The following is a 19,995-nucleotide window of genomic DNA, read 5'->3' on the forward strand; positions in this document are numbered from 1 at the left end:
ATGCCGGTCAGATCGCCCCTTCTTCCAGTGCCACCCCGGCATTGCGATGCGCGGCGACCAGCGTGTTGCGCAACAGGCAGGCGATGGTCATCGGCCCCACCCCGCCCGGCACCGGCGTGATCGCACCGGCGACCGAGGCCGCACCGTCGAAATCGACATCGCCGACCAGTCCTTCATCGGTGCGGTTAATGCCGACATCGATGACGGTGGCGCCGGGCTTGATCCACTCACCCTTGACGAAATCGGCCCGGCCCACCGCCGCGACGATGATGTCCGCACGCCGCACCACGCTCGACAGGTCGCGGGTTCGCGAATGGGCGATGGTGACGGTGGCGCTTTTGGCGGTGAGCAGCGCGGCCATCGGCTTGCCGACGATGTTGGAACGGCCGATCACCACGGCGTCCAGCCCCGAAAGATCGCCGAGCTGATCCTCCAGCAGCATCAGGCAGCCCAGCGGCGTGCAAGGCACGAAACCCGGCAGGCCGGTCATCAGCCGACCGGCATTGACCGGGTGGAAGCCGTCGACATCCTTGTCCGGGCTGATCCGGGTGATGATCGTCTGCGCATCGATATGGGCGGGCAGCGGAAGCTGCACCAGAATGCCGTCGACGCGATCATCTGCATTGAGCCGCTCCACCAGCGCCAGCAGATCGTCCTGGCTGGTTTCGGCGGGCAGGCGATGTTCGAAACTTTCCATATTGGCGGCGATCGTCGCCTTGCCCTTTGACCGGACATAGACGTTCGACGCGGGGTCGTCGCCGACCAGCACCACGGCCAGCCCGGCAGGCCGTCCCGCAGAACCGCGAAATGCCGCCGCCAGTTCCCCCACCCGCGCGCGCAGTCCGAGCGCGAACGCTTTTCCGTCGATGATTTGTGCCGTCATGATTCGGAGCCATAAAGGCTGGCGGCGACGGACGCCAGCGCTTGCGTGTCGCCCGATACGGCAACGCGTTTCAGCCGCCCGGTTTCGCCCGAAAGCAGGGTCACGTCGCGCTTTGCGACCCCGAAACTTTTGGCGAGAAAGGCGACCAGCGCCTTGTTGGCGGCGCCATCGACCGGCGGCGCGCGCAGCCGCACGACGAACATATCGGTGCCGGGGCCGATGGATTCGCGTGAACTGCGCGGCGTCACCCGCAAGGCCAGCGTGATGCCGTCGTCCGTTTCAGCCCATGCAGCCGACGTCACATCCCGTACGACATGCTCGCCGCGATCTGGTTACGCAGGATGATGTCGAGGACCGCGATCAGGATCAGCACGACCAGCGGCGACAGGTCCAGCGCACCGAAATCGGGCAAAATCCGCCGAATCGGACGGTAGATCGGTTCGGTGATCACGTTGAGCGCGTTCCAGATGGCGCGCACGAAATCATTATAGGTGTTGATGACGTTGAACGCGATCAGCCACGACAGGACCGCCTGAATGATGATGACCCACCATAACAGGCCCAGCAGAAACTGCAGAATTTCCAGAATCGAGGTCAATCAAACTCTCCGAAGAACCAGTGTGTCACTCAACTGATACAGTATGCGTTGCACCATGAACAGCCTATTCGCGGACCAGCGTACCGGCGCCGCGCGTCGTGAAGATTTCCAGCAACATGGCGTGCGGCACGCGTCCGTCAAGGATGACGGCGGCGTCCACCCCCGCCTCGACCGCCGAAACGCAGGTTTCAAGCTTCGGAATCATGCCGCCGGTGATCGTGCCGTCGTCCCGCAGCCGGGCAATCGCAGCGGGATCGAGATCGGTCAGCAACTGCTTGTCCTTATCGAGCACGCCCGGAACGTCGGTGAGCAGGAACAGGCGCGCCGCCTCCAGCGCACCGGCAATCGCGCCCGCCATGGTGTCGGCGTTGATATTATAGGTATGGCCGTCCGCACCGACGCCGATGGGGGCGACCACGGGGATCATCCCGGCGGCGGACACGGTGTCGATGACCCGGCGGTCGATCGCCTCCGGCTCTCCGACAAAGCCGAGATCGAGGATGCGTTCGATATTGCTGTCGGGATCGCGCGCGGTGCGGCGTACCTTGGCAGCGCGGACGAAGCCGCCGTCCTTGCCCGACAGGCCGACCGCACGGCCGCCCGCCTGCCCGATCCAGCCGACGATTTCCTTGTTGATCGCACCCGACAGCACCATTTCCGCGACCTTCGCGGTTTCGGCATCGGTAACGCGCAGCCCGTCGATAAATTCGCTTTCGACGCCAAGCTGTCTGAGCATCGCGCCGATCTGCGGCCCGCCGCCATGCACGACCACCGGGTTGATGCCGACCGCCTTCAGCAGCACCACATCCTCAGCGAAGTTCCGCGCCAGCGCAGGATCGCCCATGGCGTGCCCGCCATATTTCACCACAAAGGTCTTGCCGGCATAGCGCTGCATATAAGGCAGCGCCTCGGTCAGCGTCTTCGCCTTTTGCAGCATCGCGGTTTCGGAAAATTCCTCGGTCATTTCACAGCCGCTTTAACCGCACGTTCCGATCGGTGAAAGCCTTTCAATACCGCTGGCACGATCAGTATGCCGATAGCCTGTACCGGCACGAGACCAATGCCAACGCATATGGGCAGTTCCTGTAGACCACAGCTCAGATACGTCCTTGCAGGCAGCGATTCGAACGGAATTGTTCTTCAAGTAAAATGCGATACTTTATAAGTAAAATACTTATCGCTCTCAACGAAATGAGTACGACTATTGCCGATTGCACTTACCCACTCCTAATTGACGTGGATACTCAGCGGAATCTTCGGTATAAATATTTTCGCAGTTCAAAATGGTGCTGGTCGGCTCGATATGCCCCCCCACTCGTCGTGCAGGCGTTTTCAATGCCTGAAACTGCCGACCAGCACAGTGTAGGCCCTGCATGTTCCGAACGGTCGAACAGCGCGTACCGACACCCATGTCGGCCGCAGCTACAGATATGCATCGGCCAGAAACGCACTCCCGCCCGAGGAGAAACGTTATGCGAGAATCCAGACTTGGCATCATGGTTACATGTGCTGCCGCAGCTTCCTTTGCCTATATTCCGGCACAGGCCGCGCCCTATCCGGCGGGTACCGGACAGCATCGCGACCATCACGACCGCAACAAATCCCATCATGACAAGCGCCATCACAGCGACAAGGGCAAGACCGCAGCGGCGGTACTGGCAGGCGCGCTGGTGATCGGTGCCGTTGCGGTGGCCGCATCTTCCAAGCGTCAGGACCGCTATCAATATCCCGACCATTACCGCGATTTCCGGGATCGTCCGCGGCAATGGTACCCCGCGCGGGGCGTGACCTGCTATCGCGATCAACGCGCCTGCTACAAGGTCGGGCGGGGCTATAGCCCCCACTGGACCCGTCGCGAATTCCATTGAGCAGGAGGCGAGCATGAAGAGATACATGATTGGTTTGGCGCTCGCCTTTAGCGCCGCAATCCCCATGGCGGCGGGACAGACCAGCCCCCAGACGACACCGGATGCAAAGGCCGCTGAGCAATTTAACGGCTATGAAGATGCAGCATGGACGGCCATGCGCGCCGATCTGGCCAAGGCGATACCCGAGCATGAAGCCTCTCAACTGACGCTGATCGCCTATCATGCGGTTGCCGAAATGCTGTGCGACGGTGTGAAGATGAACATGCCAAAGGTAACGGAGGCCACGCTGGCACTGCACCCCACCAACTGGGATGGGTTGAGCGCGGCCGACCAGAAGCAATGGGATCACACCATATTGGTCAATTACGGCATGATCGTCGGCGTGATGCTGGCCGAACATGCCGATAATAGCGCACCGCTATGCGAAGACGCCCGGTCGATGATCGCGGATGAGGATAACGACTGGCATTATTTTGCGACGACAGCGACGGCGACGATCGATTAGGCCGGTCAGCATTGTCGATCAGGCGGCTTTCTTGCCGTCGAGCCGGCGCCCGAAGCCGACGACGAGATAGATGAGCGGCGGCACGAGGATCGCCGACAGCACGACCTTTGCCAGCATCTGCCCGGCAATCAGTTCGCCGATCGGGAACACGCCCATGAACGCCACCGTCACGAAGATCAGCGTGTCGACGATCTGGCTCAGCACGCTGGCGATACCCGCCCGCAGCCAGAGCAGGTGGCTGCCCTCCTGCCCTTTCAGCGCGGAGAAGATGGTGACGTTCAGCGTCTGGCTGATCCCATAGGCGATGATGCCGCCCAGCCAGATCCGCCAGGTGCCGCCCAGCACAAGCTGGATAGCGTCGCGATTGGCGGGCAGCATGTCCGGCGATGCGGGCAGCGCGCGGACGACGATCGACAGGATGATCGACACGATCAGCGGCACGAAGCCGAACTGCACCAGCCGGTTGGCGGTCGCGCGGCCATGCAGTTCCGCCACCGAGCTCGACACGATGACGAGCAGCAGAAAGGCGAAAATCCCCGATTCCACGGCCAGCGGGCCCAGCCCGAACCAGGTGCCGATGGCGGAGATCGGCCCCAGCGTCACCTGTTTGTTGCCGAGCACGCCCGCGATGCAGACCATGCCGCCGTAAAAGATCGACAGGAAGAAGAGCGAGCGCGGAATCGAAAGCGCCGACGGTGCGGATGGTTCGTTCATCCCCGACTGCTAGCGGCATCGGGGCGTTGCGGGCAAGCGTCTTGGCGCAGTTTCATGGTCGGCGGCGATGCGATCCATATTCCTCCCCTGCTAGGGGAGGTGGCGCGCAGCGCCGGAGGGGTGTCGCCATGGGCAAAGGACAGACGCCATCGCAAATGCCATACCCCTCCGTCAGGCCGTTGGCCTGCCACCTCCCCTTGCAGGGGAGGAATTTGCTCCTAGCCCTGCGCGCTGACCTGTGTATTGTCGCGGGACGCATGCGCCGGGGGGCCTTGCGTCAGTTGCACGGGTAAGGGCGCACAAATACTGTTATGACGCAATTTCTGATCGGTCTGGCGGGGATCGCCGTTATTCTGGCAATCGCGGTCCTGCTGTCGACCAACCGCCGTGCCATCCGCCTGCGCGTCGTCGGCGCGGCGTTCGGGCTTCAGGTCGGTATCGCGGTCCTCGTCCTCTATGTTCCCTGGGGCAAGATCGCGATTCAGGAAATGTCGGCGGCCGTCGCCGCACTGCTCGGCTATGCCAAGGACGGCACCGATTTCATCTTCGGCCCCATCGCCAGTCCCGATGTCGGCGGGCACAGTTTTGCGATCTCCGCGCTGCCCGTCATCATCTTCTTCGCGGCGCTGATTTCGGTGCTCTATCACCTGAAGATCATGCAGTTCATCATCCGCTGGGTCGGCGGCGGGATCGAGAAGATCACCGGCGTATCCAAGGTCGAATCGCTGTGCGCCGCCGCCAACATCTTTGTCGGTCAGTCCGAATCGCCGCTGGTCATCAAACCCTATCTGGCGCGCCTGACCCCGTCGCAACTGTTCGCGGTAATGTCGGTCGGCATGGCGGGCGTCGCGGGCACGATCCTGGCCGCCTATGCCGCGTTCCTCGGCAACCAGTATCTGCCGTTCCTGCTCGCCGCGTCGTTCATGGCGGCCCCCGGCGGGCTGTTGATGTCGAAGATCATCATGCCGGACGAAATCGTCACCGACGAAGCGGGCGAAGCCGTACCCGCCGCGCAGGAGATGGAGGACGATGCCATCCGCGCCGCCGAGATGCATGAGGAAGAGGAGCGCGCCGCCAACATCATCATGGCCGCCGCGATGGGCGCGCAGACGGGCGTGAAGCTGGCCGTGGCGGTGGGCGCGATGGTGCTTGCCTTTGTCGCGCTGGTCGCGCTGGCCAACGGCATATTGGGCGGGATCGGCGGCTGGTTCGGCTATCCGACCCTGAGCTTTCAGCAGATCGTCGGATGGGTGTTCGCGCCCGTCATGTACCTGCTCAACATCCCCTGGCACGAAGCGAAGATCGCGGGCGGCCTGTTCGGCACCAAGCTGGTGCTCAACGAATTCGTCGCCTTTTCCTATCTCGGCCCGATGACCGAACTCAGCATCCGCAGCAAGGCGATCATCACCTTCGCGCTGTGCGGATTCGCCAATTTCAGCTCGATCGCGATCCAGATGGCGGTGACCGGCGGGCTGGCGCCCAATCAGCGCCCGGTGATCGCAAAGCTGGGCATCCGCGCCTTGCTGGCGGGCAGCCTTGCCAACCTGATGTCGGCGGCGCTGGCGGGGCTATTGCTCCCTCATTGAAGCATTTGGGCTGCGGACCCCTGCGGCTTCTTCCCCACCGGGTCGGTCAGCAGGCTGTCGAGCCGTTCGCGCACCATTGCCTGATACTGGTCGCGGCTCATCGAGCGCGGGCAATCGAGCGCAATATCGTTGACGATGGTATCGCGAATGCGGCTGACCGCGCCTGCGTCGAGCACGCCTGCGCCCGCAAGTTCCCGACAAAGCTGCAACAGCCCCGCCGCCGTCGCCTGTGTGCGAATGCCGATAAATTCCAGTGACGAATGCAGCCGTTTGGCGTCTCCTGAATTCACATCACCCTCCCCTATTTCTCTGCTTTTGTACAATCCTATCACAAAGCCCGAAAAATCGGCAATAATCACTTACCCGTAGAAAGGCGCGGTCAGGCTGGGTTCATTCAGGGACGATACACCATCTCCTTTACACGAAAGCCGGAGAGCCCATGCCGTCCACGAAGTCGTTGCCGCCCATCTGGTTCATCGGCCTCGCGGTCCTTCCCTTCGGCATGTTCGGTGCGTTGACGCTGATTACCGTTCCGCAATTGCTGGAGGCACGGCATGTGCCCGAAACGGTGATTGCGGGCATCACTTCCTTTGCGATGATCCCCGGTTTCACCTGCTTCCTGCTCGCGCCGATCCTCGACGTGCATTTCAGCCGACGAAGCTATGCGCTGGTGCTGGGCGTGGCGGCGGCGATCCTGGGCTTTGTCGCGCTGGAGCATCTGACCGATATCAAGCTGCTATCGACCCTGTTGTTCCTGGGCTTTTTCTGTTCGCAGATGTTCGTCACCGCGCTGGGCGGATGGTTCGGGAGCATCGTGCCGGACGACCTGTCGAGCCCGCTGGGTGCATGGTTCGCGGTCGGCAATACCGGCGGTTTCGGGGTCGGCGCGATTACGATCATCACGCTGTTGCGCGTGCTGCCGGGCACGCTGGGCCATGTGCTGATCGCGCTGTTGCTGATCGCACCGCTGGCGATGCTGCCCTTCATTCCGGCACCGCAGAACGACCGGATGCTGCTGCACGAAAGTTTCCGCACCCTGTTTCGCGATCTTGTCGCGCTGGTGAAGCAGCGGATCGTGCTGCGCACGCTGTTCCTGTTCTGCCTGCCCGCCGCATCCTTTGCGCTGACCAACACGCTCGGCGGGCTGGGCGATGATTTCCATGCCTCGGAAACCTTCGTCGCCACACTGTCGGGAACGGCGGTGCTGGCCGCCAGTGTGTTCGGCAACCTGATCGTGCCGAAGATCACCCGCTATATTTCCGCGCGCCTGCTGTATCTGACGATCGGCAGCGTCGGCGCGCTGTTCACGCTGAGCCTGATCGGGATGCCGCGCGTGCCGCTGGTCTATGCCATCGCGCTGATCGGGCAGAATGTGTTTCAGTCGGCCGCCTTCACGGTCGAAAACACCATCGTGTTTCAGAGCATCGGCGAGGGCAATCCGCTGGCGTCGACGCAGTTCGCCTTTCTGGGCGCGGCGGCAGCACTGCCCATCGTCTATATGCAGGCGGTCGACGGCCATGCGTACGGCATGGGCGGCATGACCGGCACCTTCGCCGCCGACGCGCTGATTTCACTCGCGGCATGTACGCTGCTGCTGCCGTTCGTGCTGCACTGGCGGCGGAAAAAGGCGCTGACCGCGTAAATCAAAAAACCGCTTGCTCCTGACGCAACGTCAGGGGCTACACCCGATTGCTATGGATGATCTGTACGAAATCGGAGACATTGCGCGCCTGACGGGGCTGACCCCGCGTGCGCTGCGTTTTTACGAGGCGCGCGGGCTGATCCGGCCGCTGCGCACCGATAGCGGCCGCCGCGTATACGGACCGGGCGAACTGGCGCGGCTGAACGCGATCGTCACGCTGAAACGCGCCGGGTTTTCCGTGGCGGAGATCGGCCGGATGCTGTCGGGGGTCGAGGTCGATCTCCATCGCCTGATCGAAGCGCAGATCGCCGCAATTCAGGTTCAGGAAAAAGCCCTGGGCAGCGCCCGCACGGTGCTGAACACGATTTTGTCCCGCATCGATCGAGGCGAGCCGATCGACGTCGCGACTCTCTGCTCGCTGATCAAAAGCGGAGAACGAACGATGGAATCCGAACAATGGCGCAAAGTCACCGACCGCTATTTCACGGCAGAAGAAAAACGCGAATGGAAAGAACAGATGGCAAAGGTGCCCGCCGGTTTCGATCAGGAGGCCTATGGCGGGAAATGGAAGCAATTGTCGGCGCTTATCGAAGCGGCTTTGCCGCTCGATCCGATGTCGCCACAGGCACAGGCTTTCGTGGATGACTGGTTCGCGCTGCTGAAACCGTTCAGCGCCGTGGCTAAACCCGAGATGTGGAACAACACCGCGCGCATGTATGCCGATATGGAAGCCTGGGAAGGTCAGGCCGATCCCGGATTTTCCAGACAGGTGTGGGATTTCATCAGCACCGCCACCCGTGCGCGGATCGACGCGGGCGGCACGGTAGACGGCCCCGCATGGATGACGGAAGGAAAAGGCGCGACCCGGCAGGAATGATGTGAGAGAAGCGACGCGCCATATCGTCTGTCGCGATATGGCGCGTCCATCAGTCTCAGCGGGTGGGAACGGGTTCCTCGCCCGAATAGTCGTAAAAGCCCCGGCCCGTCTTGCGGCCGTACCAGCCCGCTTCGACATATTTGACGAGCAGCGGCGCGGGCCGGAATTTGGGGTCGCCGGTTCCTTCGAACAACACCCGGCAAATCTCCAGACAAGTATCGAGGCCGATGAAATCGGCAAGCGTCAGCGGCCCCATTGGATGATTAAGGCCCAGCTTCACCGCCGTATCGATATCGGGGATCGTCGCCACGCCTTCGCCCAGCGCGAAACAGGCTTCATTGAGCATCGGCAGCAGCACGCGGTTGACGATGAAGCCCGGCGCGTCGTTGGCGTGGACGATTTCCTTGCCCAGCGACTTGCCGAACGTCTCCACCGCCGCAACGGTCGCGTCGGAGGTCGCCAGCCCGCGGATCAGTTCGATCAGGCCCATCACCGGCACGGGATTGAAGAAATGCACGCCCATGAAGCGCGCCGGATCATGGCTTGCCTGCGCCAGCCGGGTGATCGGGATCGAGGAGGTGTTGGAGGCAAGCAACGCCGTATCCGACAACACCTTGCCGACATTTTCGAAGATCTTGCGCTTGATTTCCTCACGCTCGGTCGCGGCTTCGATCACCAGTTCGCACGGCGCCATCGCCGAAACGTCGCCGACCGGTTCGATATTCTTCAGCGTGCCGTCGCGCACTTCGGCAGTGATTTTTTCCTTGGTGACGAGGCGGTCCAGCCCCTTGGCGATCTTTGCCTTGCCCGCCTGCGCATGGTCGAGATCGAGGTCGGACAACAGCACGCGATAGCCCGCAGCCGCCGATACCTGGGCGATCCCCGCACCCATCTGGCCCGCACCGATAACCCCGACTGTCTGCATTGCCTTGCTCCTTCGATTCCGTGCGCCGACTCCATACGGGCCGACCTTTGTGCGCGCCCTATCACGACCGGGGCGAGGATGCACCGGTGCTCCTTATCGAAAAGGCACCGGATTGCTGCGCCGCCTTCGGCTTTTCGCAATGACGGGACGCAGCCTTATGGTGCCATGGGATGAGGTTGCGCTTCGGCGAGGAACAGGGCGAAGCGGTCGTCCGCGTCGCTCCATGTATCGAGGACCGTCCAGCCGCCTGCGCGCAGCAGCACGCGCGCGCCCGACAGTGTATATTTATGGCTGTTTTCGGTGTGGATCGTCTCACCCGCCTGCATCGAGAAGCGTTCGCCCTCTACCGTGAAGCGCATATCGCGGGTTGCCTCCAGATGCATTTCGATGCGTTCGATATCGGCATTCCAGATCGCGCGATGGCGAAAGGCATCGACCGGAATGTCGCCGTTCAGTTCGCGGTTGATACGGGTGAGCAGGTTGAGGTTGAACGCCGCCGTCACGCCCTGCGCGTCGTCATAGGCGGCCTCCAGCACCGCCGGTTCCTTCACGCGGTCGATGCCGATCAGCAGGTGCGCGCCCTCCCCCAGCGAATCGCGCATCGTGCGCAACAGATCCACCGCCGCGCGCGCGGTCATATTGCCGATGGTCGAGCCGGGGAAGAAGCCCAGTTTCGGCAGGTCCGCCACCGCATCGGGCAGCGGGACGGGCGCCATGAAATTGGCCTCCACCGGATGCACGGCAAGGCCGGGAAAGGCCTGTGCCAGTTCAGCCGCGGAATCGCGCAGGAAATCGCCCGAAATGTCGATGGGGACATAAGCAGCGGGCGCGATCGCGCTCAACAGGCGCGGCGTCTTTGCCGAGGAGCCGGAACCGAATTCGACCACCGCACGGCCCTTGCCGGTCGCACGCGCCACGGCGGGGCCGATGGCGTCGAGCAATGCCGCTTCGGTGCGGGTGGGGTAATATTCGGGGACGTCCGTGATCTCCTCGAACAGTTCCGACCCGCGCCGGTCATAGAACCAGCGGGCGGGAATGGCTCGGGGGGTCGCGGCCAGCCCGCGCAGCACATCGGCGCGAAAATCGGGATCGACGAGGGCGCCCTCGCCGGTTTTTTCTGCGGTGGTTGCCATGAGGCTTTACAGATCCTTTGCCAGTCGCACGCCGGTGAACTGCCAGCGCTGATGGGGATAGAAGAAGTTGCGATAGCTTGCCCGGACATGGCCGCGCGGGGTGGCGCACGACCCGCCCTTCAGGACGAACTGACCGCTCATGAACTTGCCGTTATATTCGCCGACCGCACCTTCGGCGGGGTGGAAGCCCGGATAGGGGCGATAGGCGCTGCCCGTCCATTCCCAGACATCGCCGAAAAAGGCGGGACCGGTTTCGGCGGGGCGCGGTTCGACGGGACCGGCACGATCGAGCTGGTTGCCGTCGGCAGCGTCATGGCCGGATGCCGCAGCCTCCCATTCCGCTTCGGTCGGCAGGCGCCCGCCTGCCCAGCTTGCATAGGCGTCGGCTTCGAAAAAGCTGATATGGGTGACGGGCGCCGCCGGGTCGAGCGGACGGCGGCCGTCCAGCCCGAAGCGCGTCCACACACCGTCGCGTTTATCCCAGTAGAGCGGCGCGGATATGCCGTTTTCCTGCACCCAGGCCCAGCCGTCCGACAGCCAGTGGCGCGGCTCGGCATAGCCGCCGTCCTCAATAAACGCCGTCCATTCGCGATTGGTGACGGTGCGGTCGGCAATCGCATGCGGGTGGAGCAGTTCGGCATGGCGCGGCCCTTCGCAATCGAAGGCGAAGCCGTCACCGGCATGGCCGATCTCGACCTGTCCGCCGTCATGTTCGATCCAGCCCATTTCACCGGGCCAGCGCACCGGCACCTTGCGCTGGCCGGGCCAGACCGCCGGTTCGATGGGATTGCAGGAAAACAGGTGCAGCAGATCGGTGAGCAACAGTTCCTGATGCTGCTGCTCATGATGGCATCCCAGTTCGATCAGGGTGCGCGCGGATTGCGGCAGATCGGGCATCGCATCGGCCAGTGCCGCATCGACATGCGCGCGATATTGCCGCACTTCCGCCAGAGTGGGGCGGGTCAACATCCCGCGGCGCGCGCGGACATGACGCTCCCCCTCCGCCTCATAATAGCTGTTGAAGAGATAGGGGAAGCGCTCGTCATGGAGCGCATAGCCGGACACATGGTCGCGCAGGATGAAGGTTTCGAAAAACCATGTCGTGTGCGCCAGATGCCATTTGGCGGGCGACGCATCGGCCATCGACTGCACGGTGGCGTCGGCGTCGGACAGCGGCTCGGTCAGCGCCTCCGTCAGTGCGCGAACCGCGCCGAAATGCCTGAGCGCCGGATCGCGGCTGTTCTGCACTGCGCGTATGGCCGACATGACTCTCTCCTCCCCCTCAAAAAAATGAGGTCGCTATCCGCCGGGGCCACCGCCGCTGTCCCTGCGACAGGCGATCATCGCGATGCTCCCGGAACCCAAAGAACGTCCCCGGCGCCGCTTTTGTTCACATGGCGCGCGACGACGAACAGATAATCCGACAGGCGATTGATATAGGTTAGCGCCTGCGGGTTCAGCGCCACCTGTTCGGATGCCGCGACCATGGTGCGTTCGGCACGCCGCGCGATCGCACGGGCAAGATGCAGTGCGGCCCCGCTTGCGCTGCCGCCGGGCAGGATGAAGCTTTTCAGCGGCTCCAGATCGGCGTTGAGCGCGTCGATTTCCCGTTCCAGCCGCGTGACCTGTTCGGGTACGATGCGCAGCATCATTTCGCCGGGCGCGAAGTCCTCTCCCGGCGTGGCGAGGTCGGCGCCGAGATCGAACAGGTCGTTCTGAATGGTGCGCAGCACATCCGCGCGCGCATCGTCGCCCAGTGCGGCAAGCGCCACGCCGATGGCGCTGTTCAGTTCATCGACATCGCCCATCGCGTCGAGCCGGGGATTCGCCTTGCTGACGCGCGAACCGTCGACCAGCCCCGTCGTGCCGGTATCGCCCGTGCGGGTATAAATCCGGTTCAGCCGGACCAAGGATCAGCTTCTGCCGGAGGAGAGCAGCAACAGCACCACGACCACAATCGCCAGCGCCTGAAACAGGATGCGCATCTGCATCATCCGGTTGGATTTGAGCGCGGAGGCACTCGGCCCGTCGCCCTTCAGTTCGTCGCTGCTGGTCTTCAGAAAAGTGACGATCCCACGGATCAGCGCCACCACGGTCGCGATCATCAAAGCGATCAGCAAGAGGACGAGAAACGTCTGCATGCAGGCAAGTCTATCCCTTTGCAGCGCCGATGCCAACCGGCATCCGCCCGGCGCGCAGATCGTCGGCAAAAGCGTGCCCTTCCACGCCCGCCCGCCGCAGCGCCTCCAGCGTCGGCGCGCCGTGCCGCTTGGCCAGCCGTTGCCCCGATTCGTCGGTCAGCAGCGCGTGATGGCAATAAACCGGCGTCGGCAGGCCGAGCAGCGCCTGCAACAGCCGGTGGATATCGGTAAAGGGCAGCAGATCGACCCCGCGGATCACATGGCTGATATGCCGGGCGGCATCGTCCACCGTCACCGCGAGGTGATAGCTGGCGGGCGCATCCTTGCGCGCGAGCACGACATCGCCATGCGCCAGCGGGTCGGCGCGATGGTCCATACCCTCGCAGTCGCGCCAGACCAGTTCCCCTGCCCGCTCGACCGCCGCCGCCATGTCGATGCGCCAGGCATGGGGTTCGCCCGCGACGATGCGGCGCGTGCGCTGCGCCTCCGCCAGATCGCGGCAGATGCCGGGATAGACCTCCCCCATGCCATGCGGTGCCGATCCGCTGGCGGCGATTTCGCGGGCGATGTCGGCGCGCGTGCAGAAACAGGGATAGAGCAGCCCCGCCCCGCGCAGCCGGTCGAGCGCATCTTCATACAGGCCCAGCCGCTGCGACTGGTACAGCACCGGGCCGTCCCAATGGAGGCCGAGCCAGCGCAGATCGTCGAGGATCGCGGCAACATGTTCGGGGCGGCTGCGCGCGCCGTCGATATCCTCGATCCGCAACAGGAACGTGCCGCCGCGCGCGCGGGAGAAATCGTGTGCCAGGATGGCCGACAGCGCATGGCCGGGGTGCAGCCTGCCGGTCGGGCTGGGCGCGAAGCGCGTGACAATGGCAGCATCACCGCCACTTTCCAAACGAGATTTATCGTTCACGCGCACTCTTGACCCTTTATCGCTGCGATGCTGTCATACGCCTGTCATTCCCGCAGGCGAAAGCCCATCGGGAATTTTGGGGGAGGAGGGTTCATGTATCATCCCGACCTGATCCGGCACCCGGATATGCTGCGCCATCCGGACAGCTGTCCGTCGCTGGTGTTGAATGCGGATTATACACCGCTCAGCTATTACCCGCTGAGCCTGTGGCCATGGCAGACCGCGATCAAGGCGGTGTTCCTCGATCGGGTGAACATCGTCAATTATTACGACCGGGAGGTTCGAAGTCCCAGCGCGAGGCTGAAGATTCCTTCGGTCATCGCGCTCAAACAATATGTAAAGCCTTCCCAGTTCCCCGCCTTCACCCGCTTCAACCTCTTCCTCCGCGACAAATTCGCCTGCCAATATTGCGGCAGTTCCCGCGACCTGACCTTCGATCACGTCATCCCGCGCGCCCAGGGAGGCCGCACCACCTGGGAAAATGTCGCCACCGCCTGCGCGCCCTGCAACCTGAAAAAAGGCGGGCGCACGCCCCGACAGGCCGCGATGCCGCTCCACGTCCAGCCGATCCGCCCGACAAGCTGGCAGCTACAGGAACACGGCCGCAGCTTCCCGCCGCATTATCTGCACGAAAGCTGGCACGACTGGCTCTATTGGGACATCGAACTGGAAGCGTAGGGCGGATCGGCATTCAGCCCTGATGGCTTGCAAAAGGCAGCTTTCCGCGCTTCCGGTGCTCACGTACTGAAAGTACGCTGCGCGCCGGGTCACGAAAATCCACCATGTTGTTCTACGAACGTCTGCGACTCCGCCACATCATCTTCTGAATGGTGATCCGTCCTAGAGCGCGGGATTTGGGTTTGGGTGGCGCTCGCTACCCTATGCGGTTCAGAGTTGCCCCCAATGTCTGGGGTGGGGTGGTTATCTGCCGTTCCGATCTTTGCGCAAGGCCATTGCCCGAAGAAGTCTCACAAGTCCGAAGCCTAATAGTGCTCCGAGGCTCGGCCAGAGTGGATTGAACACGTAGAGAAGTGCATCGAGGGCATCTGGACGACGGCTTGCGTCGTTTAGCTGGATGGAGGTTTGGACGAGCATCACGAGCGGGATAATGACAAGGACGGCGCAGCCGATTTTGGCCCGAGGCACCAAGCCAGCCACAGCTCCTATAAGCCCGCCAATCAATAGAGCTGTTCCTATTACGGTCACGCCGTTAACTTACTGCTCTCAGGAATGTCCGCAATGGGGGCGTAAACAGACCTGCCGATTTTATAAGACTCTACCGGAACATGACCAATGCGGCCTCCCCACCCTCCCCTTGCCGGGGAGGGTGGTGCATGATGCTTGCCGGGACTGTCGTATGGGGTTAATACAGCGCTTGTGAGGCTGTTTCCACGCGTATCGCGACATGATCCCCCGGAGCCCGACCAATACGGGCCGGCGCATGGCGAAGAACCGACCGGGTTGACCGGCGGATCGCCCTATTACGACCCGGAATTCGACGAAGACGATACGGTCGAGCCGCCGCGCCGTCGTATCCGCTGGTTCCGCTGGCTGATGCGCGGGCTGGGGCTGTTCATTATCCTGTTCGTGATCGCGGTGATCTGGCTGGCGGTGACGGCGCCGCTGTCCAAATCGCTGAAGCCGCTCGCGCCGCCATCGATCACGCTGTTGTCGGCGGAGGGCAAGCCGATCGCGCGGCGCGGGGCGATCATCGCCGCGCCGGTCGATGCGTCGAACCTGCCCAAGCGCGTCACCAACGCCTTTATCGCGATCGAGGACCGGCGTTTCTATAGCCATTGGGGCGTCGATCCGCGCGGTATCGTCCGCGCATTCCTGCACAACAGCTTTTCCGGCGGATCGTTGCAGGGGGCGAGCACGATCACCCAGCAGCTTGCCAAGAACGCCTTTCTCGATTCGGACCGCACCGTCACCCGCAAGCTGCGCGAGGTGCTGATCGCTTTCTGGCTGGAAGCGTGGCTGACCAAGGACCAGATCCTGTCGCGATACCTGTCGAACGTCTATTTCGGCGACAATGTCTATGGCCTGCGCGCGGCGGCCGAGCATTATTTCAGCCGCAGTCCCGAAGACCTGACCACCGGGCAGGCGGCGATGCTGGCGGGACTGGTCAAGGCACCGTCGCGGCTGGCCCCGACCGGCAACCTGAAAGGCGCACGGGCGCGCGAAGCGGTGGTGGTGCACGCCATGCAGGAGGCGGGGTTCCTGAGCACTGCCGAGGCCGATGCGGTAAAGCCCGTGAAACTGCGCGTCCATGCGATGAAAGAGCTGCCCAGCGGCGGCTATTTCGCCGACTGGGTATTGCCCGATGCGCGCGACCGGGCGGGCGAGATCGTCACCGACGAAACCGTACGCACGACGCTGGACAGCCGCTTGCAGCGCGCCGCCGAACGCGCGGTACAGCGCGCGCACCTGAACAAGGCGCAGGTGGCGATGGTGGTGATGCGCCCCGATGGCCGAGTCGTCGCGATGGTGGGCGGGCGCAATTACGATAAAAGCCCGTTCAACCGGGCGGTGCAGGCGCGCAGGCAGCCCGGCTCCACCTTCAAGCTGTTCGTCTATCTCGCCGCCTTGCGGTCGGGAATGACGCCCGATTCGATTGTCGAGGACAAGCCCGTCACGATCGGCAAATGGTCGCCCGAAAATGCGGAGAAACGCTATCTGGGGCCGATCCCGCTGACCCGCGCCTTTGCGATTTCCAGCAACGTCGCGGCGGCACGGCTGACCAATCAGGTGGGGCCGGGCGCGGTGATCCGCGCGGCACGTGATCTGGGCATCACCACGCCGATCCCCGATGAGGCGACGATTGCGCTGGGCACGGCGGATGTCTCGCTGCTCGAACTCACCGCGGCCTATGCCTCGATCGCGGCGGGCAAGGCGCCGGTGAAACCGCGCGGGCTGGCGGCGACGGACGATCCCGATACAAGCTGGCTGAGCAAATTCTCCGGCGGGACGCGGCAATTCGATCCCGCCGTGCTGGCCGGGATGCGCAAGCTGCTCGCCGCGTCGGTCGATTACGGCACCAGCCGGGGGGCGGCGCTGTCGATCCCGACCTATGGCAAGACCGGCACGACGCAGGACGGGCGCGACGCGCTGTTCATCGGCTATGCGGGCGGGCTGGTGACGGGAGTGTGGATGGGCAATGACGACAACACGCCCAATCCGGGGCTGTTCGGCGGCGGCCCGCCGGCGCGGATCTGGCGCGATTTCATGACGCACGCGCTGGGCGTTTCGGCCTATCGCGCGCCGGTTCCGGCCAATGACGACAGCGATGACGATAGCAGCGTCGAAAAGGTGATCCCGCTGGACGGCATCCACCTGAACAAGCCGCTGGAGTTTAACGGGCTGGGGCTGAACCTGCGTATCGACCGCGACGGCAGCATCCGCATCGGCAACCAGCCGCCCCCTCCCCCCGCACCACCGCCCGCCGACCGCCAGCGTGCGCCGGGATCGGGCGACGAGGGCGATTGAGCGCGCTCCGCAACAGAGCGGTTGACGCGCGGCCCCGCTGATCGCAAGGCACGGGTCATGCGCTTTTTCTCCGACAATGCCGCCCCGGTCTGCCCGCAGGTGCTCGACGCACTGGCGCGCGCCAACACGCTCGACACCGCCTATGACGGCGACCGGTGGTCGGCACAGCTCGACGGCAGGCTGTCGGAGGTGTTCGAGACACAGGTCAGCGCGCTGTGGGTGCCCACCGGCACCGCCGCAAACTGTCTGGCGCTGACCGCGCTGTGCCCGCCAGACGGCGGCGTGGTCTGCCACCGCGAGGCGCATATCCAGATGGACGAAGCGGGTGCACCCGAATTCTTCACCCATGGCGCGCGGCTGATGCTGGTCGACGGTCCCGGTGCCAAGGTGACGCCGGACGCGGTCGAGGCGCTGCTGGCGGGCATCCGTCCCGATGTGCATCAGGTGCAGGCGCACGCGCTGTCGATCACCAACGCCACCGAATACGGCCTTGCCTACACCCCCGATGAAGTGGGCGCGCTGGGCGAAACCGCGCGCAGGCACGGGCTGGGGATGCATATGGACGGTGCGCGCTTTGCCAATGCGCTGGTGCATCTGGGCTGCGCGCCCGCCGATATTACCTGGCGCGCGGGCGTCGATGTGCTGAGCTTCGGCTTCGTCAAGAACGGCGGCATGCATGCCGAGGCACTGGTGTTTTTCGATACCGGGCGGGCAAAGGGCGTTGCGCGGCGGCGCAAACGAGCCGGGATGCTGTTTTCCAAGGGCCGTTATCTCGCGGCGCAAATCCTCGCCATGCTCGACAACGATCTGTGGCTGGCCAATGCGCGCGCGGCGAATGCCGGTGCGGCGCTGGTCGCCGAAGCGGCGGGGCCGGAGCGGCTGGTCTATCCGGTCGAGACGAACGAGGTGTTCGTGAAGATGTCGGCGGACGAGGCGGCGGGGCTGCGCGCCGCCGGGTTCGATTTCTATGACTGGGCGCCGGGGGAAATCCGCCTCGTCTTTTCGTGGGACCAGACCGCCGACAGCGTCCGGCCGCTGGCCGATGCGATTGCCGCCTTGTGAGCGAAGAGGCCGAACGGCCGCGTTCGACGCAGCTTGCGGTCCTGATCCCCTTTGCCATCGTCACGCTGATCTGGGGATCGACCTGGACGGTGATTCGCGGGCAGATTGCCGATGTTCCGGCAAGCTGGTCCGTCACCTATCGCTTTTTGCTGGCGAGCGCGGTGATGTTCGCGCTGGCGCTGTGGCGGCGTGAGCGGTTTCCGACCGACCTGCGCGGGCTGGGGTTCGCCGCCGCGCTGGGGCTGAGCCAGTTCTGCCTGAACTTCAATTTCGTCTATCGCGCGGAGCAGTACATCACCTCCGGGCTGGTGGCGGCGATCATCGCGTTGATTCTGGTGCCCAATGCACTGCTGGCGCGCCTGTTTCTGGGGCAGCGGATGGGCGGGCAGTTGCTGGCCGGATCGGCGCTCGCGCTGCTGGGCATCGCGTTGCTGTTCGTGCAGGAGGCACGGCTGGATGTCAGCGCGAACGGCGCGATGTGGCTCGGCATCGGGCTGGCGGTGCTGGGGATGCTGGCGGCATCGGCGGCCAGCGTGATGCAGGCGACACAGACCGCGCGCCGCTATCCGATGATCCCGATGCTGGCGGTCGCGATGCTGATCGGTGCGGTTCTGGACGGCACGCTGGCCTGGGCGACCCTCGGCCCGCCGGTGGGATCGGCTTCACCGGGTTTCTGGGCGGGTGTCGCCTATCTCGGCATTTTTGCGAGTGCGGTGAATTTCACGCTCTATTTCGGCGTAATCCGGGTCATCGGCCCGGCCAAGGCGGCCTATTCCAGCGTGCTGGTGCCGATCATCGCCATGGGCTTTTCAACCGTGTTCGAGGGCTATCGCTGGTCGGCCTATGCGATTGCGGGCGGCGTGCTGGCGGTGGCGGGGCTGGTCGTGGCGCTGAGGGCGCGCAGACCGAACCGGTAATCGGCAAAGGCCGGACGCCAGCCGAGCACGCGTTTCGCCTTGCCGTTCGCGACGCGGCGATTCTCCGCATAAAATCCCTGTGCGGCGGGCGAGAGGTCGGCCGGCGGCACCACCGGCGGCGGTGGCAGGCCGAGCAGATGCGCGGCATAGGTCATCACCGCATCCTGCGGCGCGGGGCAGTCGTCGGAGAGGTTATAGGCCCCGGCAGGCGCATCGAACCCGGCGATGACGCCCGACACGATGTCATCGACATGGACGCGGCTGAACACCTGCCCCGGCATATCGACACGGTGCGCTTTTCCAGACGCGACACGATCGAGCGGCGAACGGCCGGGGCCGTAAATGCCGGGAAGGCGGAACACATGCGCACCGCGTGCGAGCCATGCCGCATCCGCCTCCGCCCGCTCCACGCGGCGTCCGCCGCCGATGGGCGCGCTTTCGTCCACCCACGCGCCGCCGACATCGCCATAGACGCCGGTCGAGGAGAGATAGCCGAGCCACCGATCGCCGAAACGCGCGCCATAGCGGGTCAGCACGGGGTCGCCCCCCTGCCCCGGTGGCACCGAAGAGAGGATGTGCGTGGCGGCTGCAATCGCGCGCTCCACTGCCGCGGCATCGTCGAACGCCATCGTATCGCCGCGCCCGTCGCGGGTCGTCGCCTGCACCACCGCGCGGTCGCCCAGCGCCGCCGCCAGCCGCGATGCCGTATAGCCCAGCCCGAAGATCAGCAGCCGCATCGTCC

Annotated in this window: 22 protein-coding genes; 9 read left to right on the forward strand and 13 right to left on the reverse strand. The window is 64.1% G+C overall.

All coding sequences use genetic code 11. The features are described from left to right. Window positions 1-7: 7 nt before the first annotated feature. From folD to argB, 4 genes are all read right to left on the reverse strand, one after another. Window positions 8-883 carry a bifunctional methylenetetrahydrofolate dehydrogenase/methenyltetrahydrofolate cyclohydrolase FolD gene (folD, locus tag FHR23_RS03110; RefSeq protein WP_184001444.1) on the reverse strand — a complete coding sequence of 292 codons (876 nt, stop codon included), beginning with the start codon at window positions 881-883 and terminating at the stop codon, window positions 8-10. Then, window positions 880-1,185 (reverse strand): DUF167 domain-containing protein, encoded by a 306-nt coding sequence (locus FHR23_RS03115; protein ID WP_343042960.1) that lies wholly within the window; start codon window positions 1,183-1,185, stop codon window positions 880-882. The genes folD and FHR23_RS03115 overlap by 4 nt, the downstream gene beginning before the upstream one ends. Then, window positions 1,182-1,481, reverse strand: a complete 300-nt coding sequence (locus tag FHR23_RS03120) for a YggT family protein (RefSeq protein ID WP_184001445.1) — start codon at window positions 1,479-1,481, stop codon at window positions 1,182-1,184. Before FHR23_RS03120 ends, FHR23_RS03115 begins: the two co-directional genes overlap by 4 nt. A 64-nt stretch (window positions 1,482-1,545) precedes the next feature. Next, window positions 1,546-2,445, reverse strand: a complete 900-nt coding sequence (argB, locus tag FHR23_RS03125) for an acetylglutamate kinase (protein ID WP_184001446.1) — start codon at window positions 2,443-2,445, stop codon at window positions 1,546-1,548. Window positions 2,446-2,953: 508 nt separating this feature from the next. On the opposite strand from argB, the gene FHR23_RS03130 reads away from it, so the two are divergent. Next, entirely contained in the window at window positions 2,954-3,349 is a 396-nt protein-coding gene (locus tag FHR23_RS03130) for a hypothetical protein (RefSeq protein WP_184001447.1), read from the forward strand. Window positions 3,350-3,362: 13 nt separating this feature from the next. Next, window positions 3,363-3,854 (forward strand): hypothetical protein, encoded by a 492-nt coding sequence (locus FHR23_RS03135; protein WP_221227332.1) that lies wholly within the window; start codon window positions 3,363-3,365, stop codon window positions 3,852-3,854. An 18-nt stretch (window positions 3,855-3,872) separates the two neighbouring features. Here FHR23_RS03135 and FHR23_RS03140 read toward each other — a convergent pair whose 3' ends face one another. Next, a complete protein-coding gene (locus tag FHR23_RS03140) occupies window positions 3,873-4,568 on the reverse strand; it encodes a queuosine precursor transporter (RefSeq protein ID WP_184001449.1) in 696 nt (231 codons plus the stop codon). 311 nt (window positions 4,569-4,879) lie between these two features. On the opposite strand from FHR23_RS03140, the gene FHR23_RS03145 reads away from it, so the two are divergent. Further along, the gene (locus tag FHR23_RS03145; RefSeq protein WP_184001450.1) at window positions 4,880-6,154 is read left to right on the forward strand and encodes a NupC/NupG family nucleoside CNT transporter; all 1,275 of its coding nucleotides are present in this window, start codon (window positions 4,880-4,882) and stop codon (window positions 6,152-6,154) included. Here FHR23_RS03145 and FHR23_RS03150 read toward each other — a convergent pair. Beyond that, the gene (locus FHR23_RS03150) at window positions 6,148-6,444 is read right to left on the reverse strand and encodes a hypothetical protein (RefSeq protein WP_184001451.1); all 297 of its coding nucleotides are present in this window, start codon (window positions 6,442-6,444) and stop codon (window positions 6,148-6,150) included. The two genes, FHR23_RS03145 and FHR23_RS03150, sit on opposite strands and share 7 nt — an antisense overlap. Window positions 6,445-6,593: 149 nt before the next feature. On the opposite strand from FHR23_RS03150, the gene FHR23_RS03155 reads away from it, so the two are divergent. Then, window positions 6,594-7,796, forward strand: coding sequence for an MFS transporter (locus tag FHR23_RS03155; RefSeq protein WP_184001452.1), 1,203 nt, complete (start codon window positions 6,594-6,596; stop codon window positions 7,794-7,796). 52 nt (window positions 7,797-7,848) lie between these two features. After that, complete coding sequence (locus FHR23_RS03160; protein ID WP_184001453.1) at window positions 7,849-8,673, forward strand: MerR family transcriptional regulator; 825 nt, start codon at window positions 7,849-7,851, stop codon at window positions 8,671-8,673. Window positions 8,674-8,728: 55 nt separating this feature from the next. Here FHR23_RS03160 and FHR23_RS03165 read toward each other — a convergent pair whose 3' ends face one another. The 6 genes from FHR23_RS03165 to gluQRS all read right to left on the reverse strand — a co-directional run bounded on the left by FHR23_RS03165 (window position 8,729) and on the right by gluQRS (window position 13,788). After that, window positions 8,729-9,598, reverse strand: a complete 870-nt coding sequence (locus FHR23_RS03165) for a 3-hydroxybutyryl-CoA dehydrogenase (protein WP_184001454.1) — start codon at window positions 9,596-9,598, stop codon at window positions 8,729-8,731. Between the two features lie 155 nt (window positions 9,599-9,753). Beyond that, window positions 9,754-10,731 (reverse strand): L-histidine N(alpha)-methyltransferase, encoded by a 978-nt coding sequence (gene egtD, locus FHR23_RS03170; RefSeq protein ID WP_184001455.1) that lies wholly within the window; start codon window positions 10,729-10,731, stop codon window positions 9,754-9,756. A gap of 6 nt (window positions 10,732-10,737) precedes the next feature. Further along, window positions 10,738-11,997, reverse strand: a complete 1,260-nt coding sequence (gene egtB, locus FHR23_RS03175; protein ID WP_184001456.1) for an ergothioneine biosynthesis protein EgtB — start codon at window positions 11,995-11,997, stop codon at window positions 10,738-10,740. 74 nt (window positions 11,998-12,071) lie between these two features. Continuing rightward, complete coding sequence (locus tag FHR23_RS03180; protein ID WP_184001457.1) at window positions 12,072-12,641, reverse strand: cob(I)yrinic acid a,c-diamide adenosyltransferase; 570 nt, start codon at window positions 12,639-12,641, stop codon at window positions 12,072-12,074. A gap of 3 nt (window positions 12,642-12,644) precedes the next feature. Continuing rightward, the gene (locus FHR23_RS03185) at window positions 12,645-12,872 is read right to left on the reverse strand and encodes a twin transmembrane helix small protein (protein ID WP_184001458.1); all 228 of its coding nucleotides are present in this window, start codon (window positions 12,870-12,872) and stop codon (window positions 12,645-12,647) included. A gap of 10 nt (window positions 12,873-12,882) precedes the next feature. Continuing rightward, entirely contained in the window at window positions 12,883-13,788 is a 906-nt protein-coding gene (gene gluQRS / locus FHR23_RS03190; protein WP_343042961.1) for a tRNA glutamyl-Q(34) synthetase GluQRS, read from the reverse strand. Between the two features lie 111 nt (window positions 13,789-13,899). Between gluQRS and FHR23_RS03195 the strand changes: the two genes are divergently transcribed. From FHR23_RS03195 to FHR23_RS03210, 4 genes are all read left to right on the forward strand, one after another. Further along, entirely contained in the window at window positions 13,900-14,466 is a 567-nt protein-coding gene (locus tag FHR23_RS03195; RefSeq protein ID WP_425506350.1) for an HNH endonuclease, read from the forward strand. A gap of 783 nt (window positions 14,467-15,249) precedes the next feature. Then, window positions 15,250-17,274, forward strand: coding sequence for a transglycosylase domain-containing protein (locus FHR23_RS03200; RefSeq protein WP_246359671.1), 2,025 nt, complete (start codon window positions 15,250-15,252; stop codon window positions 17,272-17,274). 57 nt (window positions 17,275-17,331) lie between these two features. Beyond that, window positions 17,332-18,336 (forward strand): threonine aldolase family protein, encoded by a 1,005-nt coding sequence (locus FHR23_RS03205; protein WP_184001460.1) that lies wholly within the window; start codon window positions 17,332-17,334, stop codon window positions 18,334-18,336. After that, window positions 18,333-19,253 carry an EamA family transporter gene (locus FHR23_RS03210; protein ID WP_184001461.1) on the forward strand — a complete coding sequence of 307 codons (921 nt, stop codon included), beginning with the start codon at window positions 18,333-18,335 and terminating at the stop codon, window positions 19,251-19,253. The genes FHR23_RS03205 and FHR23_RS03210 overlap by 4 nt, the downstream gene beginning before the upstream one ends. Here FHR23_RS03210 and FHR23_RS03215 read toward each other — a convergent pair. Continuing rightward, window positions 19,178-19,990 carry a Rossmann-fold NAD(P)-binding domain-containing protein gene (locus FHR23_RS03215; protein WP_184001462.1) on the reverse strand — a complete coding sequence of 271 codons (813 nt, stop codon included), beginning with the start codon at window positions 19,988-19,990 and terminating at the stop codon, window positions 19,178-19,180. The genes FHR23_RS03210 and FHR23_RS03215 overlap by 76 nt on opposite strands. Window positions 19,991-19,995 lie beyond the last annotated feature (5 nt).

This window comes from Stakelama sediminis (assembly GCF_014199335.1).
In the GTDB taxonomy this organism is placed as follows: Bacteria; Pseudomonadota; Alphaproteobacteria; order Sphingomonadales; family Sphingomonadaceae; genus Sphingomonas; species Sphingomonas sediminis.

Bases quoted from the DNA above. Each gene is read 5' to 3' on its own strand.
- FHR23_RS03145 (WP_184001450.1), top strand. From the start codon at position 4,880: ATGACGCAATTTCTGATCGGTCTGGCGGGGATCGCCGTTATTCTGGCA.
- FHR23_RS03215 (WP_184001462.1), bottom strand. From the start codon at position 19,990: ATGCGGCTGCTGATCTTCGGGCTGGGCTATACGGCATCGCGGCTGGCG.
- FHR23_RS03130 (WP_184001447.1), top strand. From the start codon at position 2,954: ATGCGAGAATCCAGACTTGGCATCATGGTTACATGTGCTGCCGCAGCT.
- FHR23_RS03160 (WP_184001453.1), top strand. From the start codon at position 7,849: ATGGATGATCTGTACGAAATCGGAGACATTGCGCGCCTGACGGGGCTG.
- FHR23_RS03155 (WP_184001452.1), top strand. From the start codon at position 6,594: ATGCCGTCCACGAAGTCGTTGCCGCCCATCTGGTTCATCGGCCTCGCG.
- FHR23_RS03185 (WP_184001458.1), bottom strand. From the start codon at position 12,872: ATGCAGACGTTTCTCGTCCTCTTGCTGATCGCTTTGATGATCGCGACC.
- FHR23_RS03205 (WP_184001460.1), top strand. From the start codon at position 17,332: ATGCGCTTTTTCTCCGACAATGCCGCCCCGGTCTGCCCGCAGGTGCTC.
- folD (WP_184001444.1), bottom strand. From the start codon at position 883: ATGACGGCACAAATCATCGACGGAAAAGCGTTCGCGCTCGGACTGCGC.
- FHR23_RS03135 (WP_221227332.1), top strand. From the start codon at position 3,363: ATGAAGAGATACATGATTGGTTTGGCGCTCGCCTTTAGCGCCGCAATC.
- FHR23_RS03165 (WP_184001454.1), bottom strand. From the start codon at position 9,598: ATGCAGACAGTCGGGGTTATCGGTGCGGGCCAGATGGGTGCGGGGATC.
- FHR23_RS03140 (WP_184001449.1), bottom strand. From the start codon at position 4,568: ATGAACGAACCATCCGCACCGTCGGCGCTTTCGATTCCGCGCTCGCTC.
- egtB (WP_184001456.1), bottom strand. From the start codon at position 11,997: ATGTCGGCCATACGCGCAGTGCAGAACAGCCGCGATCCGGCGCTCAGG.
- argB (WP_184001446.1), bottom strand. From the start codon at position 2,445: ATGACCGAGGAATTTTCCGAAACCGCGATGCTGCAAAAGGCGAAGACG.
- egtD (WP_184001455.1), bottom strand. From the start codon at position 10,731: ATGGCAACCACCGCAGAAAAAACCGGCGAGGGCGCCCTCGTCGATCCC.